The sequence below is a fragment of the Levilactobacillus parabrevis genome, assembly GCF_044051715.1.
Taxonomy (GTDB): domain Bacteria; phylum Bacillota; class Bacilli; order Lactobacillales; family Lactobacillaceae; genus Levilactobacillus; species Levilactobacillus parabrevis.
The window spans coordinates 843,229-858,367 of sequence record NZ_CP168688.1 but is presented as its reverse complement, the minus strand read 5'-3'; the positions used below and the strand labels follow the sequence as shown (position 1 = coordinate 858,367).

The 15,139-nt window shown below is 48.7% G+C and carries 12 protein-coding genes; 4 read left to right on the top strand and 8 right to left on the bottom strand.

All coding sequences use genetic code 11. The features are described 5' to 3' along the window. Window positions 1-431: 431 nt before the first annotated feature. From ACEPSU_RS04135 to ACEPSU_RS04115, 5 genes are all read right to left on the bottom strand, one after another. A complete protein-coding gene (locus tag ACEPSU_RS04135) occupies window positions 432-1,379 on the bottom strand; it encodes a DUF6681 family protein (RefSeq protein WP_395322914.1) in 948 nt (315 codons plus the stop codon). A gap of 20 nt (window positions 1,380-1,399) precedes the next feature. Then, the gene (locus ACEPSU_RS04130; protein ID WP_020089049.1) at window positions 1,400-1,933 is read right to left on the bottom strand and encodes a hypothetical protein; all 534 of its coding nucleotides are present in this window, start codon (window positions 1,931-1,933) and stop codon (window positions 1,400-1,402) included. 687 nt (window positions 1,934-2,620) lie between these two features. After that, a complete protein-coding gene (locus ACEPSU_RS04125) occupies window positions 2,621-3,088 on the bottom strand; it encodes a transcriptional repressor (RefSeq protein ID WP_020089051.1) in 468 nt (155 codons plus the stop codon). Window positions 3,089-3,172: 84 nt separating this feature from the next. Continuing rightward, window positions 3,173-3,733 carry a guanylate kinase gene (locus ACEPSU_RS04120; RefSeq protein WP_395322913.1) on the bottom strand — a complete coding sequence of 187 codons (561 nt, stop codon included), beginning with the start codon at window positions 3,731-3,733 and terminating at the stop codon, window positions 3,173-3,175. After that, complete coding sequence (locus ACEPSU_RS04115; RefSeq protein ID WP_395322912.1) at window positions 3,723-4,148, bottom strand: bis(5'-nucleosyl)-tetraphosphatase; 426 nt, start codon at window positions 4,146-4,148, stop codon at window positions 3,723-3,725. Before ACEPSU_RS04115 ends, ACEPSU_RS04120 begins: the two co-directional genes overlap by 11 nt. 742 nt (window positions 4,149-4,890) lie before the next feature. Between ACEPSU_RS04115 and ACEPSU_RS04110 the strand changes: the two genes are divergently transcribed. The 3 genes from ACEPSU_RS04110 (at window position 4,891) to ACEPSU_RS04100 (ending at window position 10,460) form a co-directional block, all read left to right on the top strand. Further along, window positions 4,891-6,291 carry an APC family permease gene (locus ACEPSU_RS04110; RefSeq protein ID WP_395322911.1) on the top strand — a complete coding sequence of 467 codons (1,401 nt, stop codon included), beginning with the start codon at window positions 4,891-4,893 and terminating at the stop codon, window positions 6,289-6,291. Window positions 6,292-6,648: 357 nt separating this feature from the next. Continuing rightward, window positions 6,649-9,087, top strand: a complete 2,439-nt coding sequence (locus tag ACEPSU_RS04105) for a Xaa-Pro dipeptidyl-peptidase (RefSeq protein WP_395322910.1) — start codon at window positions 6,649-6,651, stop codon at window positions 9,085-9,087. A gap of 461 nt (window positions 9,088-9,548) precedes the next feature. Next, the gene (locus ACEPSU_RS04100) at window positions 9,549-10,460 is read left to right on the top strand and encodes a proline-specific peptidase family protein (RefSeq protein WP_395323135.1); all 912 of its coding nucleotides are present in this window, start codon (window positions 9,549-9,551) and stop codon (window positions 10,458-10,460) included. A 387-nt stretch (window positions 10,461-10,847) separates the two neighbouring features. On the opposite strand, the gene ACEPSU_RS04095 is transcribed toward ACEPSU_RS04100, so the two are convergent. Further along, window positions 10,848-11,837, bottom strand: a complete 990-nt coding sequence (locus ACEPSU_RS04095; RefSeq protein ID WP_260145207.1) for an IS30 family transposase — start codon at window positions 11,835-11,837, stop codon at window positions 10,848-10,850. Between the two features lie 164 nt (window positions 11,838-12,001). On the opposite strand from ACEPSU_RS04095, the gene ACEPSU_RS04090 reads away from it, so the two are divergent. Further along, window positions 12,002-13,234 carry a DUF5776 domain-containing protein gene (locus ACEPSU_RS04090; RefSeq protein ID WP_395361608.1) on the top strand — a complete coding sequence of 411 codons (1,233 nt, stop codon included), beginning with the start codon at window positions 12,002-12,004 and terminating at the stop codon, window positions 13,232-13,234. Window positions 13,235-13,506: 272 nt separating this feature from the next. Here the strand turns inward: ACEPSU_RS04090 and ACEPSU_RS04085 are convergent, their stop codons facing one another. Next, window positions 13,507-13,962: a hypothetical protein gene (locus ACEPSU_RS04085; protein ID WP_395322908.1), complete on the bottom strand. Its 456-nt coding sequence runs from the start codon at window positions 13,960-13,962 to the stop codon at window positions 13,507-13,509. Window positions 13,963-14,515: 553 nt separating this feature from the next. Further along, on the bottom strand, window positions 14,516-15,109 hold the full coding sequence (locus tag ACEPSU_RS04080; protein WP_395322907.1) for a L,D-transpeptidase: 594 nt from the start codon (window positions 15,107-15,109) through the stop codon (window positions 14,516-14,518). Window positions 15,110-15,139 lie beyond the last annotated feature (30 nt).

The window sequence follows — 15,139 nt, the reverse complement described above, 5'->3', positions numbered from 1 at the left end:
CCCGGTCAAAATAAACACATCATATGTAACCACCCCCAGTGATGGTTTAAGCTCAAAAACGTTAGTCATACCACGGGTTAAGCCTCTGTGATATTCACGAGAAAATTTTTCTGTCAGTTAGCACCGTGATGTTAGAAAACGTGACATTTAGGCTATCAAAACCCGAACATTTTTTTACAAGTTCGCTGGTTTTCTCGCATCAGTTGGGACCAGCATGTTAGCTATGCACTATCTCACAGCGATATAGTCTGTTACCGACCACCCCGACTCTAGGAAAAGTCACCTGTCCACTTTGGCTATTTTGTAGCAGACTGACGTCACAATGTCATGGCCTCGGACGGCCGTTAGCGCATCTATAGCAACAATAATGGGTACAAAAAAGCACGTTCAGAGAGACAATCCCTGAGCGTGCCGGTTATCATGCTGACTCATTAATGGTGGTAACGGGAGGTCCGCGTCATCGGTTCAGACTCGGTCTCCGTCTGTGGCGCGTCGTCGTAACGGGCCCGTTGTGATGTCGCCGTAGACTCACGGGTCATCTGGTCAGTGCTCGTTGGCGCTAGCTTGGTGCCACCCTGGTGCTTATATGCCAGTTGAACGGCCACTTGAAAGTCGTTGGCCTGTTCAATCACTGACGTCCGGCCGAGAACCTTGAAAGGACCCCCGACTAACGTGGCATTGGCTAAATACAGTTCGATTTGATCCCGAACATCGGCCACATTTTGCAGACCGACCGTGCTGACCACACCGACGCGTTGCTTTTCAGCTTGATTAATGCCGGCGTAAACGACCAACTGATTATTTTCCGTTTGCATCTCGAAGTAAGGAATCAAGGCACCGGGACCAGAAGCGTAAACGGGCTTTCCCGTCTGCCGAGTCTGTTCCGTAATTTCACGGTCGCCCAATCCCGAATAGTCCATCTGCAGCAATTGATTCTGTTGCAGGCGCCCCGCCAAGTTTTGAATGTTGGCTTGTTCGATTGGCGTCGAGGTTAATTTCCCAGGTAATATTTTTTTCTCATCGAAGTAACCATTAGCGGGAATATTTCGACCACCCATCGTCCGTCGGGGCTTGTCCTCCTCGGCTTCTTTCGGCTTCATGTGCAGCGCCTTTTCAATCTTAGGCGAAATATCGAATGGAGCCTTCTTCTGGGTGAAGTAGTACACCGTATTGAGATAGACAAAGTACAGCAGTACCAAGGCAATCAACAGAATCAATAAGCCCCAGAATGGGTGACCATTTTGGAGATAACGCACGGCAATATAAAACAGGTAGAGATCCCCTAATGCGCCCAAAATGACGTAAATGCGGTTCTTAATCTTAACACTCACATTGATGTAGCCCAGGTAATGGTTGACCATATCAAGAAAACTAAGCATTGTCGGTCCCCCTTTCTTCGTTATTGACCCGTATCGTTGGTATCATTCGTATTGTTATAAGTCGTGGCGTGACTATACGTGCCTGATCCGGTATCGTCCGTGGTATCATCACTGTTCGTCGTGTCATCACTCGCGGTATTATCATTATCAGTCGTTGCTGAACTCGTCGTGCTGGATGACGTCTTCTTCTTGGAAGTCGTCCCCGTGTTGCCGGTGTTCCCCGTAGTTGTGCCATTATTCGTGTTGTCTTCGGATGTCGAATTTGCTGAAGAGCTTTCCGTATCCGTCGAGGAACTACTACTGCTACTCTCCTTGTTAGATGAGTCGCTGCTGTCCTTCTTGGAAGAATCAGAGTCCTTCTTCTTACTGTCGTCGCTAGCCTTCTTCTTAGAATCATTTGACTGGTTGACGACCAGCGATGAACTCGTCGACGTCCGTGAAGCCCCTTCATTGGTCTTCGTCACGGAATTAGTGACCACGTTGGTAGCGCCGAGCGCGAGTGCCATTGAAACGATGGCAAACGGCGTAATAAAGGGTGGTGTCCGGTACGCCATGCTACATTCCTCCTTCTGAATTAACTCAATGGTTCTTATTATCCCACGTTAAGTTCAAAAAAATCTCAAATTTCTTTTAATTTTTCCTAAGGTTTAAAACGATGTCTGCTTTCGCCTGCGGCTGCCAGGGATTCCGCCTGCTGTGGGAACCGGTCCAAGCCTGAGAAGCGGTCTTGGACCTCGACTTGAAACCTCGCCAAAACCGCGAGTTTCCAAGCTCGTCCCATGGTGTAAGAACGGGAAGAATCGCTCCCGTCCTAGCACCATCATCACGGCCGGTTCCATCCCTGACCTCCTCCGGCTTAAACAGGTTTTAAAACCGGATATCCAGTCTCTTTCTGTATTCCTTACGATTGACACAAGACAACTCTCGCTGACTAGGTGGCCACTTATGAATCATCCAACTTATCATAGTTCCTAAGTTCGTGAGAATCAGGTCGTTGACCACTCAGCTAACGTCAGATTAACAAGTTTTCCTAGCTGGAGGCAGCCAGAGGTGTAGCCAGCCGTGACAGCTGCGTTAGACCGGGTGCTCGGTTCTCCCCGGCCTTACACAGCGGGACGTGTTTGAAGACTCACAGAAATTTTGTGAGGCTTCGAACCGAGCCGGAAGCCCGTTCTTTGGCTGCAGGCGGTCCCCACAGCAGGCGGAATCCCTGGCAGCCGCAAGCGAAAACTTCTAACTCGTTAGTTGTTGACCAACGTCTTCTTGGGCGCCGCAACAACCCCGGCCGCCTTGCACTCTGCGCAGATGCCGTAGAGTTCGAAGCTGTGGCCCGTGATGTCGTAGCCCGGTAGTTGGTCCGTGAAAAAGTCCATCGGGCACATTTGGAGCTCGGTGACCTTCCCGCAATTCTGACAAATGAAGTGGTGGTGATGTTGATGGTGGAAGTCACACTGGTACTTTACCCGTGTGCGTTCCTGTTCCGTATTCTGTTCAACGATGCCGACCTCTTCAAATTCCTTCAGGTTCCGGTAGACGGTGTTGTGACTCATCCCCGGAAATTCAGTCCGCATATAAGCGTCAACGGTCACCACATCCGTATAGTGACCTTGATTGGTCAACAAAAACTCCAGCAACGCGTGACGCTGTTTGGTCAACTTAAACTTATTCTTTCTTAAAATCGCCACAGCGGCGTTCAACGTATCTGCCATGATGGGCGGCCTCCTCTTAAAAATTTAGTCCGAATTCCTAGTAAGTTTCGCACATTTCCAAACGAAACTCAACCAAGACGTCGCTTATTCTGCCTGTAAGCGTTTCATCAGTTCATCTAACTTAATCTGAGTCTGTTGCCAGTTATCATTGTTCAGCTGAATGGCCTTGCCCTGAAGCGCCAGTGGCATGGTCAAATCGCGCCGATATTCGGGACTGGCAAACCGTTGTTTGAGCATACTTCGGTCATCACCGCGCTGGGTCACCCGTGTAAGCAACTCGTCCGGCTGACTGACCGTCAAAAAGATTACGACGGCCTCGTCTCCCAACTCCTGTGCGTAGGTAATAGCACCTTTGCTATCCAAAACAATGGCCACAAAGGGGGCCCGCTCGAAACCAGCCGCCAAGCCTTCACGTGACGACCCATAATGGTAGCCGGAATAGAAAACGGACTCTAGGTAATGATTCTTCGGAAAGCTCTCATCACTCTCAAAATAGTAATCACGACCGTTGACCTCACCCTGACGTGGTGGTCGCGTTGTGTGCGTAATTACCTTGGTGACGGGATACTCATCGACCAGGTAATCCTGAACGGTGGTCTTGCCAGTCCCCGTCGCCCCGGTGATGACCAATACTTTATTTGACATGCCGATCCCCCGTTAAGAAGGCGTTGGCCTGCGTCATCAAGTCCTGCAGATTCGGGTAACTCAAGCGTTCATGGGCTGTCGCAAAGTCAAACCAGCCGAACTCACTGATCTCTTCAACTTGTCGGTGAATCGTGACGTCAGCTGGCACTTGCGCGGTGTAAAGAACCACGTGTTTGTGGTGTCCGTTCTTCATATCATAATCCAAGTCGGCATGGAACGTGGGGTCGATCGTCACGTGCAGGCTAGTCTCTTCGCGAATCTCACGAACGGCCGTTTCAATGTCGGTTTCGTTACCTTCCACGTGACCCTTGGGAAAGCCCCAGAAGTTGCTGGTGGCACTCTTTAACAATAAGTATTGTGGCTGCTCGTCGACGAGACGGTATACGACGGCACCACTTGCATTTTCGGTAATCATGATGAAATTGCCTCCTCTTTCACTTCTTCACAACCATTTGGTGGCTGGTTAGGCCCTTTTGCGGCGCCTTGCCGGGTGAGCAAAATGGACCGGAACGCGGTGGGCGGACGTCTGGAGCCAAAGAACGGTCTCCAGACTTGCCCTTGAACCTCTAAGGACCGAGTTTCAAGGACACCAATCCTCTAAGCGGCAAGCCGCCAAGAGAATTCCCACGGCTGAGTCCATTTTGCCCACCCTCACGGCTAACACGGTGCTAACCAGCCACAGGTGTGCTTTACATTTCTGATTAAATTGGCCACAGATTTACTGCATCTCGGTTTCGCTATACCCACTTTAGGACAGCTAGCTTTACTCGTATATAAATGAAAGTTAACCATACCACGAACTGCTTTTGATTTGGGGATTTTGTCAGAAAAAAAGTTCATTAATATTCTACCTGACTTGTTGGGCATAATTGGTGACTGCCGTGGCCACCAGGTTTTACTGAAAATCCGTAAGTTTATTCAGCCGAAACAGCGCCGCTATGGCCTTTCAGCCAGTCATTCTGTCCCTAACCCAGCTCCTTAATCACCAGTCCTCACCAAATCTGTTGTGACCATATCTGTTCTATTTTATATCGAAAACCAAGGTTGTGGGGATTTTTTAATCGGGTTTTGGTAAAACTCTTGCCAACTCTCATTGACTTTTAATTTAAGTCTAGGGTACACTATCCGAGATATCATCATTATTAAGGAGGCTTTTTATGGGTATTTCGCGAATATTTCGCCGCGAACGCTTAGATAATTACTTAAAAAGTGACCAGCACTTTGCCAAAACAATGTCGGCAAAGGATCTGATGTCACTGGGCATCGGTGCCGTCATCGGAACTGGGATCTTTATTCTCCCCGGAACCATCGCCGCGCAGTATAGCGGGCCCGGCATCGTTTTATCCTTCCTGTTAGCGGCCATTGTCTGTTCGACAGCGGCCATGTGCTACGCCGAATTCGCCTCCGTTTTGCCAGTCGCTGGGTCCGCCTACTCTTACGGCAACCTGGTGTTTGGCGAAATCATCGGCTGGGTACTCGGATGGGCTCTGATCTTGGAATACGTCTTGGCGGTCGCCGCCGTGGCCAATTCCTTTGGGGCCTATTTTAACTCGTTCCTAGCCGGTTTCCACCTAGACCTCCCCACAGCCGTCACGGGACCTTATGACCCCGCACACGGCACGTACGGGAACATCGTGGCTATCCTCGTCGTCCTGCTGATCAGTTGGCTCCTCAACCGGGGCATGCGCGAGTCGATGCGGATCAACAACGCTATCGTCATCGTCAAAATTGCCATCATTATTTTATTCGTCCTAGTAGGGATGTTTTACGTTAAACCAGCCAACTGGCAACCCTTCGCCCCGTTTGGGAGTAAAGGGATTCTACGAGGGGCTTCGACCGTTTTCTTCGCCTACCTGGGCTTTGACGTGGTCTCTGCCTCGGCTGCCGAAGTGAAGAATCCCAAGAAGAACATGCCGATTGGGATCATTGGGACGTTGATCGTAGCTTCGGTTCTCTACATGCTGGTTGCGGTCGTCCTTACGGGGATGGTCCACTACACCAAGCTGAACGTGGCCGATCCCGTGGCTTTTGCGCTGACGCTGGTTCACCAGAATTGGACGTCCGGGATCATCTCGCTGGGAGCTCTGGCGGGGATGTTTACCATGATGGTCACCATGATCTACAGTTTCTCTCGGCTGATCTACTCGATTGGTCGCGATGGCCTGTTGCCTAAATTCCTAGGAAAAATCGACGAATCTAATGGGACGCCTAAGAACAGTCTGGCCGTCATCACCGTGGTCATTGCCTTGCTGGGGGGCTTCGTTCCCCTGGCCCAACTGACCAACCTGGTTAACATCGGAACGTTAGTAGCCTTTCTCTTCGTTTCCTTTGGGATTATCCGGTTGCGCCACATCAAGGAACTCCCAGAAAATTCTGGGTTCAAGGTGCCTTGGTACCCGGTACTGCCAATCGTGTCTGGTCTGTTGTGCTTTGGCATGATGCTCCAGTTGCCGGCTGAGACTTGGATTGCCTCGTCGATTTGGTTTGCGCTGGGACTGGTGATCTACTTCACCTACGGCCTCCGACACAGCCGCCTCAACGACGATTTGCCAAAATAATTGTGTGTTTTCAGCGCCTTACCGGGTGGTCAAAATGGACTGGAACGCGGTGGGCGGACGTCTGGAGCCATAGAGCGGTCTCCAGACTTGCTGGTGAATCTCTAAAAACCGAGTTTCACCAGCACCAATTCTCTAATCGGTAAACCGCTAAGTGAATTTCCACGGCTGAACCGATTTACACCGTCCTCACGGCTTACACTAGTTCTTTTGGCACTTCGCCGGTTGGCAACTGCTTGGGAATTTTAATATTTGTTTTTTACTTTTACGTTTTTAAACCATGCTTACCTGACAAAGTCATCACGCCAACTAAGTAAGCTTAAACTATGACCCTTTAATTTATTCAGGAAGGTGATCAATTTGCGTAATCAACAATTTGCTATTCGTCCCACGCAGCCGGCCGATGCCCTGCGCGAGTTGGAACAGATTCATTTCTTAACCGCTGCTAATCAACAGTTGACCAGTCCCAGTGCCTTACTGCGGGACTTCTACGACAAGAGCTGGCCGGAATATACCACGGCTAACGTGGTCGACCAACAACTCAGTAACTTAATGGCAACACCAGATCTCGATGGGCTGGCCTTCTTGGCCCAGCACGAAACGGTCTCAGTCACTGGCTTCTACAACCTGGCCCTGCAACGGCTCGGTTTCACACCAGACTTGGACTTCCAATTGGCCGATCCACTGGCCGCAATGGCTAAAATTCAACTCCCCGTTGCCGACCACGCCAGCAATGACTTCACCCTTGCCGAACTCAAGCAAGCTTGGTACCTCTTGCTTACGACGCACACCAAGACTGGTCAGACCTTCCTCGACCACTTGACGACGCACGGTTACTTCGCCCCAATGGTGCACGACGCCAGCGTGGAGAAGCCTCTGATCTTTAACGGCAAATCCCAGGCTGTCTTCGACACGACCCAGCTGATTCGCGAAGTCGTTTACGTTGAAAGCCCCCAAGATACCGACCACGACGGCCACCGAGACCTGCTGAAAGCCGAGGTCATTCGGCCAGCCGAAACGGAAACCGGCTTAAAGGTCCCCGTCCTCTACACCGCAAGTCCTTACAACCAAGGGACTAACGACGAGGCCGGCGACCAAATGATGCATAACGTCAACGTGCCCCTGGAACCTAAGCAACCTAATGACTTGACGCTAGCTGATGTCACCGAACAGCCCGACACCACGCCAATTCCAGACCCACGGCCCGTGACAACGACCACTAAGACCGCTGAGGAAACCTTTGCGCGCGAACAATCCTACACGCTAAACGACTACTTCCTGGCGCGGGGCTTTGCGGTCGTTTATGCCGCCGGTATCGGGACGTTGGATTCCGATGGTGTCCGCACCACCGGGGACCCTGAGGAAACGACTTCAACCATCGCCATCATTGAATGGCTGGCTGGGAACCGTACCGCCTTCACCAGCCGGGCCGCAACCCAAGCCATCCCCGCCTGGTGGAGTAATCACGCCGTTGCCATGACCGGTCGCTCCTATCTGGGAACGCTGGCCACAGCCGCCGCTACTACTGGGGTCGAAGGCCTCAAGACGGTCATTTCCGAAGCCGCCATTTCCAACTGGTACGACTACTACCGTGACGGTGGCCTGGTCATCGCCCCCGGTGGCTTCCCCGGTGAGGACACAGACGTCTTGGCCGAAGAAACCTTTAGTCGGCAGCTCAAGGCCGGCGATTACCACCGGATTCAAGCCAAATGGCAGGCTGACCTCGCCGCTATTACCCACGGTCAGGATCGCAAGACTGGCAATTATAGCACCTACTGGGATGCCCGGAACTACCTGAAGAATGTTAAAAACATCAAGGCGGATCTCCTGCTCGTCCACGGGTTAAACGACTGGAACGTCAAGCCACGCAACGTCAACAATCTGTGGAATGCCGTCCGTGATTTGCCCGTCACGAAGAAGCTGATCCTCCACCAAGGCCAACACATCTACATCAACGCCTTCCGGTCCATCGACTACACTGACATTGTCAACCTTTGGCTAACTCACGAGCTCCTTGGCGTCGACAACCAGGCAGAAACGTTGTTGCCAAACGTCATCGTCCAAGACAACGTTACCCCAGAGACCTGGCACGCTACAGATGACTGGGACGCACCAAGTAACCCAACCCGGGTCTTCAATCTCCAACACGATGAACTGGTCGATGAGGCCACGCACGAACCGATGGAATTCGCCACCAGCTTTAGCGACCAGCTTCCCGTCACCCAGTACCAGCGCTACACCAAGGACATTGACGCTTGGCAAACGGCCCTCCTCGGTGACAAACATAATGATATGTTCGGCCACCGCTTGATCTTCAAATCCGCCGTCTTAAAGGACGACCTGGTCTTGGATGGCAAGCCAACCGTGAAGCTGCAAGTCGCCGTCAACCAGCCAGTCGGGATGTTAAGTTTCCAGATTGTGGATTACGGCGATGCTAAACGCCTTGGCGTGAGTCCAACACCACTGCGGGTCAGCCTCGATGAAGGCTATCGTTGGCGCGAGGATAACCTGCGCGAGTTCCAGACGACCAAGTCGACGCCATGGAAGATGATCACGAAGGGCCACCGCAACCTGCAAAACCGGACGAACGCCTACCACGTGGACGAGTTGAAGCCAAACCAGTTCTACGATTTATCCGTGACCTTACAACCAACCCACTACCGGTTGTTGGCGGGGCACCAACTGGGCTTGGTCATCTACGCGACCGACTTCGGCATGACTGTCCGCGGAAATCAGGACTTGCAGTACTCGATTCAACTGGGTGCTTCTTCCCTAACCGTCCCCTTCGTTGAGAAGTAAAACTTGCGGGTACAGCGCCTTACCGGGTGGTGGAAATAACCCGGAACGCCAGGGCGGGCGACCAGAGCCAAAGAACGGTCTCTGGCCTTGTCAGTGAACCGCTAAGAATCGCGTTTCACTGACACCAGTTCTCTAAGCGACAAGAATCGTCACTAAGAGAACTCCCACGGCTGGGCTTATTTCCACCACCCTCACGGCTTACACGGCAAGTAACTTCACCACTTGCTCGCTACACAATTATCTTTGGTTTCGAATTTACATGTACAGTGATAAAATATTAACTAACGCATCTGTTCGGTGCTGGCCAATGCCAATAGCTAGTCGTGGTCTACACGTAACTAGCCGTAGATTCGGTGAGAATGGACTCAGCTGTGGGGATTCTCTTACTGGCTGATTTTACCGGTCCGAAGGCACTGTTGACCAGCACGACAGATAACTCATTAGAAACGGGGGAATTACTCATGAAACAAGGCACTACGATCATTACCTTAGACAACGGCTACCACCTCTGGACCAATACCCAAGGGACTGGTGACATTCACCTGCTCGCCCTTCACGGTGGCCCCGGTGGCAACCACGAATACTGGGAAGACACTGCCAAGCAACTCGCCGCACAAGGCCTGAACGTTCAGGTCCACATGTACGACCAACTTGGTTCTTGGTATTCCGACCAACCCGACTATAGTGACCCTGAAACGGCCAAGAAGTACCTGACTTATGACTACTTCCTGGATGAAGTCGAAGAAGTTCGGCAAAAATTAGGCATCGACAAGTTTTATTTGATTGGCCAATCATGGGGTGGCGCATTAGTTCAAATGTACGCTGCTAAGTATGGTCAACACTTAAAGGGTGCCATCATTTCCTCCATGGTTGATAAAATCGACGAATACGTTGAAAGCATTAACCATATCCGAGAAACGGTCTTATCTGCCGACCAAGTTGCTTACATGAAGCAGGTCGAAGCCGACGGTAACTATGACGATCCTAAGTACCAAAGTTACGTGGACATCTTAAACGACGGCTACGTGGACCGTAAGAAACCCGCCGCTATCTCCCACTTGATCAGCACGATGGCAACCGACGTTTACGGGGCCTTCCAAGGTGACAATGAATTTGTCATCAAGGGCAAGCTGAAGGAATGGAACTTCCGTGACCACTTGAAGGAAATCAAGGTGCCAACCCTGTTGACTTTCGGTGAACATGAAACCATGCCAATTGCCACCGGTAAGAAGATGGCTGAACTCATCCCCCACTCTCGCTTCGTCACGACGCCTGAGGGTGGTCATCACCACATGATCGATAACGCACCGGTCTACTACGACCACTTGGCAACGTTTATTCGCGATGTGGAAAACGACAACTTTAATGCTTAATCTTTAACCTAAAACGTGCTGCGGACTTCTCTAGGAGAAATCTGCAGCACGTTTTTCAATTTCACTGGTGTTTAAGATCAACCAATGAAACCAGCATCATTCAAGTGTCACCCATTTAACCTATAATTTTGTTGCCAGAATCTTCATAAATTGACACGTTTTTTCAATTCTCCCACTATTTTATTTCTGGACCATTACCGCTTTTAATTAGCCATACAATCGTGGATACAACATAATTTATGTATTCTTTCGTTTCATCAATGAGGTAAACTACCTACCAATGACCATATTGTCCTATCCACCATCTGTGTCTATACTTGGTCTATGGGGCTTCATAGTTCATTTGATACACAAAGGGGAATTGATTATCTTATGAGACTTGAATTGTCAAATTAAGTGCAACACTACATTAAAGAATATTTCATAAGGCGTTTTCCATCCGAGACATTTACGGGGACGATTATTCATTTGTTCTGCATATGCTTGTATCCGGCGGTCAGTAATTGAATCAAGGTCAGTTCCTTTTGGCAAATATTCGCGAAGCAAGCCGTTAGTATTTTCGTTAGTTCCTCGTTGCCAAGGAGAGTGAGGATCGGGAAAGTAGAAGGGCGTACCAAACTTATCAGTTAAACATTGAACTTTGGCAAACTCTTTACCCCTATCCGGGGTAATCGTTAACGATCTACCAGGCCATAGCTTCATTAAGTCGCTCAAAGTATTCGTGACTGCTTCTGAAGTTCTTTTAGCAGCTTTACCAATAAGCAGGTAACGAGATTTTCGGTCAACCAATGTAACGACACAAGCCTTTCCGCTTTTGCCTAACACGGTATCACCTTCCCAGTGACCAATTTCTACACGGTTGTCAGCTTCTCGCGGACGATCATGAATCTTGTTGGGGATTGGAATCTTGCCTCGCTTTTCTTGATAAGCTTTATTGTGGCGAGACTTGCCGTGATGCCTTAGATGGCGCACGGCACTAGAGCTGCCAGATTTAAATAAATTATCAAATAAGCCATTGAAAATCCCACGATAAATAGTCGTGGTACTGATCTGCACCGGATACTTTTCGACTGCCAAGCGATTCGATATTTCTTCCGGAGACCAAAGGTCTTCGCAGAAGTGTTCTCTCACCACTTCAAACACCTGAGGATTACTCAAAAGAGAGACTCTGCCACAATTGCCTTTGCGCTGTTTGTACTTCTCCTGAGCCTTCGAAGGTGAATAGGATTTACCAGTAGAATTACGGCTTAATTCTCGAGAAATGGTTGAGTAACTTTTCTTGATATGGCTGGCAATCTCACGAAGTGAGTTTCCATGATTCCTCATTAAAAAGATAGTTTCCCGTTCATCTATGGTAATATGCTTGTAGTGGTCCATGGCTAAATTCCTTTCATGATTGTTTTCGCAAACATCATTTTACAGGAATTTGGCCATGGGCCATTCTTTATTTAATTAGTGTTGCACTTAAAGTGTAAATTCAAGGATTAAAAAAATTAGGACTATCTATCTTGCTGTTCTCAACTGCGTTAGTAACAGCTGGTGTGACTACACAGGCAAATGCAAGCGCTTCATCTAGTGATCCATCAGCTGTAACAAGTACCGCTGATACTACCACAAGTGATGCCACACATGGCGTTATCGATGGCACATCAACCGTTTGGGCTGAACTGCCCGCGGGTTCTGTAGCTCTATTACATAGCGGTCAGCTTCCCATATACAACGATGATGGCGTGCAATCTGACACTGTTACTATTTCTCCCGATGGTGCCACTAACAATGTCTCTCGTATCGCTATCAATCTCGATCCCGACAACACCAACAATTTATTCTTGCAGTACCAAAACAATTCCAGCGATCCTAACAAGTGGGTCAAAATCAGTTCAAATGTCTTTTTATTTATTGGTGGCAGTAGTGACATGTTGACTGATGAAGGTGGTCTCACGCCCACAAACTTAGTCGTTAACTTTACCGACCAAGATGGAAAATCAATTCAAAAATCAATCGTGCTACCAATCAGTTCAGAAACTGATCAACGTGTCAGCTACATGAACGATAACATTGCAACTGTTATGAAAACTTTACATAACGATCTTACTCAAGTAACCTACAACATCGACGGCTACACGCCACGAGCTACCGATCCTGTGACTAGCGATGGCGACTACACCACTACCTTCCACTACGTTAAGAAGAGTACTCCCGTTACCCCTGGTGGCAATACCACCGATAACACAACCAGCAACACGACCAGCGCTGCCGACAGCAGTTCCACTAGTAGTGAGCCCTCTTCATCTGAACAGCCAGCGGCCCAGCCAGCTCCCGTAAAAGAGACGGCCGTCTACGCAACCAAGGCTATCGGCCTTTACAAAACGCCAACCTTTACTAAGGCCAACCGGCAACACTTCTATGCCAAGCAATCCAGAACGAACCGGCCACAATTCGTCGTCACCGGCTATGCTCGTTCCAAGAACGGTCTCCTCCGCTACCGGGTCCGCGACGTTCACCATGCTCAATGGCAGGGCTACATCACGGCCAACAGTGCTTACGTCGCCCATACTTACTATCAAACGAACCCTAAGACTGTCAAAGTCCTGAGCCGTCATGGCATCAACGCGTACAATCGCGCCAGTCTCAAAGGCAAAGCTGTTAAGCATTACGCTCGTGGCACTAGCCTGAAGATCAAAGCCGTGAAGTCTTATCACCTGACGAATCGCTTCATGTTGCCAAACGGCCATTACATTTCGGCTAACAAGACACTAGTTATTGAAAAGTAACACTAAAAATCAAAACTGGACCAGCCGCCAAGTGGTAGCTGGTCCAGTTTCAATTACAGTTCCACAGTATCTGGTCCGTATTTCAATACAGCCAGTTATTAGGTAACGCTCAGTGATGCCAAATGACTAATTCACTAACATCAGTTCGTATATCCCAAGGGCTGAAGTCTATTTGAGCGCTTTCAACCTTTGGTTAGACAATTCTATAAATGGAAATACCAACGTACCAATCAAGAAGTACTGCCACTTAAGGACAATCTTACCATCACAAATTACACAAAGTACATCATAGTTCCTTCAATTTGAAAAAGTAATACACACAAAATCGAATAGGCATTTTTTCCAATTACTTGTCTTTTCCAAAGAGTTACGAATACTAACAACTGGGTTATAGCTATGGCTAGCGCTGCCCCCACTTTAGACGAAGAAAAGAAGAGATTCAAAAAAACTAATGCGGCAAATCCCCACCTTTGATTCTCAGATAAATCTGCATAATCTCCCTTTCCCATATCATTTTCAATGCTTCCTCTTTTTGTAACGAGAAGATAGACAAAAAACAAACTGACCGTGATAGTAGGAATCAAAGAAAAAAAGAGCACAGTCAAACTATCATAGTAATTCTGACTAGAAAATTTTAGATATATGACACTTCCCCAGCACCAAGTCAACATTAGTACTACCAAGTATTTAAATTGACGTTCAGATATAGACTCATACACTTTTTTCACTTTGAAGGAATCCTCCTAAATAACTTATTTTTTCTCAAATATACCATAAGAATACTACGGGAAATTCAGAAAAAACGCGACTAACAAGCAGAATGGACCTTGACTGTAAACAAAAAGCAGAACAGATTACTGATAGAGACGGGAATTGATCTCGTCATCGCTGTCACCCTCTTTTCCTCCCAAATGATCAAAGAAAATAGCCTTCCATTCAAACCCACGAATGATTCATTGGATATCGATCTACAACAAGCCTTAAAAGTTAACAAAAACGATGATACAACAGCCTACTCGACTAAAGATTTCATGAAGTATTTAAACACCCTTGAGGACTAAGCTAATGATTAACCATGTTAGATCGACCAATTTTTTTGGAAAGTGTCGTAGCTTTTGCCGGAATTTTTATTATCTAGACAGCCGGAAGCGTGTTATTAGACTAGTCATTTGGCGTCTGTCGGTCTATAGTAGCATAATTCGGTACAGTACAAAACAGGCTCACCGCATTCGGTGAGCCTGCTTTGTATTTGCTTAACAACTTAATTTCAAACGATCTATCCTAGTGAATCACAACCTTCATCCCATAAGGCACGTTGTTGTAAACCCACTTGGCATCGGAGACCGATAACCGGACACAGCCGTGTGACGCGGCCGTCTTGCCCAGTTCCTTGGCTTCACTTTCGATGAAGTTGCCGTCCTTATCCGTTGGGACACTGTGGAAGAGATAAATCCCATGATCCTTCCAGGAGACCCAATACTTCGCCCCTTCACCAGAGCCCTGGTTGTAGAAGAACTTGCCACGTTCGGCCTGGATGTAATACGTTCCGTGTGGGGTGCCATTTTCCTTGCCCGTTCCTGTTGAACAGTACATGGTATAGAGCACCTTATTGCCGTTTTTCACGTAGACCCGCTGCTTACTGGTATTCACATCCAGCCAGGCATTCGGGTAAGTCTTTAAGTTTGGATAGGCCTTATCTTCGGAAGGTGCACGCCAATCAATAGTCTTGGCTTTCGCCTTTGGTTTCGCTATTGACTTGACCGTCCGCGTGGTCGCGGCTTTGTCAGCCGACGTATGTTGCATGACGCGGTTAATCCCCACCGCCGCAACAACGACCAACACGACAATAACGAGTAATTGTCTGAATCGTTTCATGCTTTTCCGTCCTTTTTTACTGAATTTCAA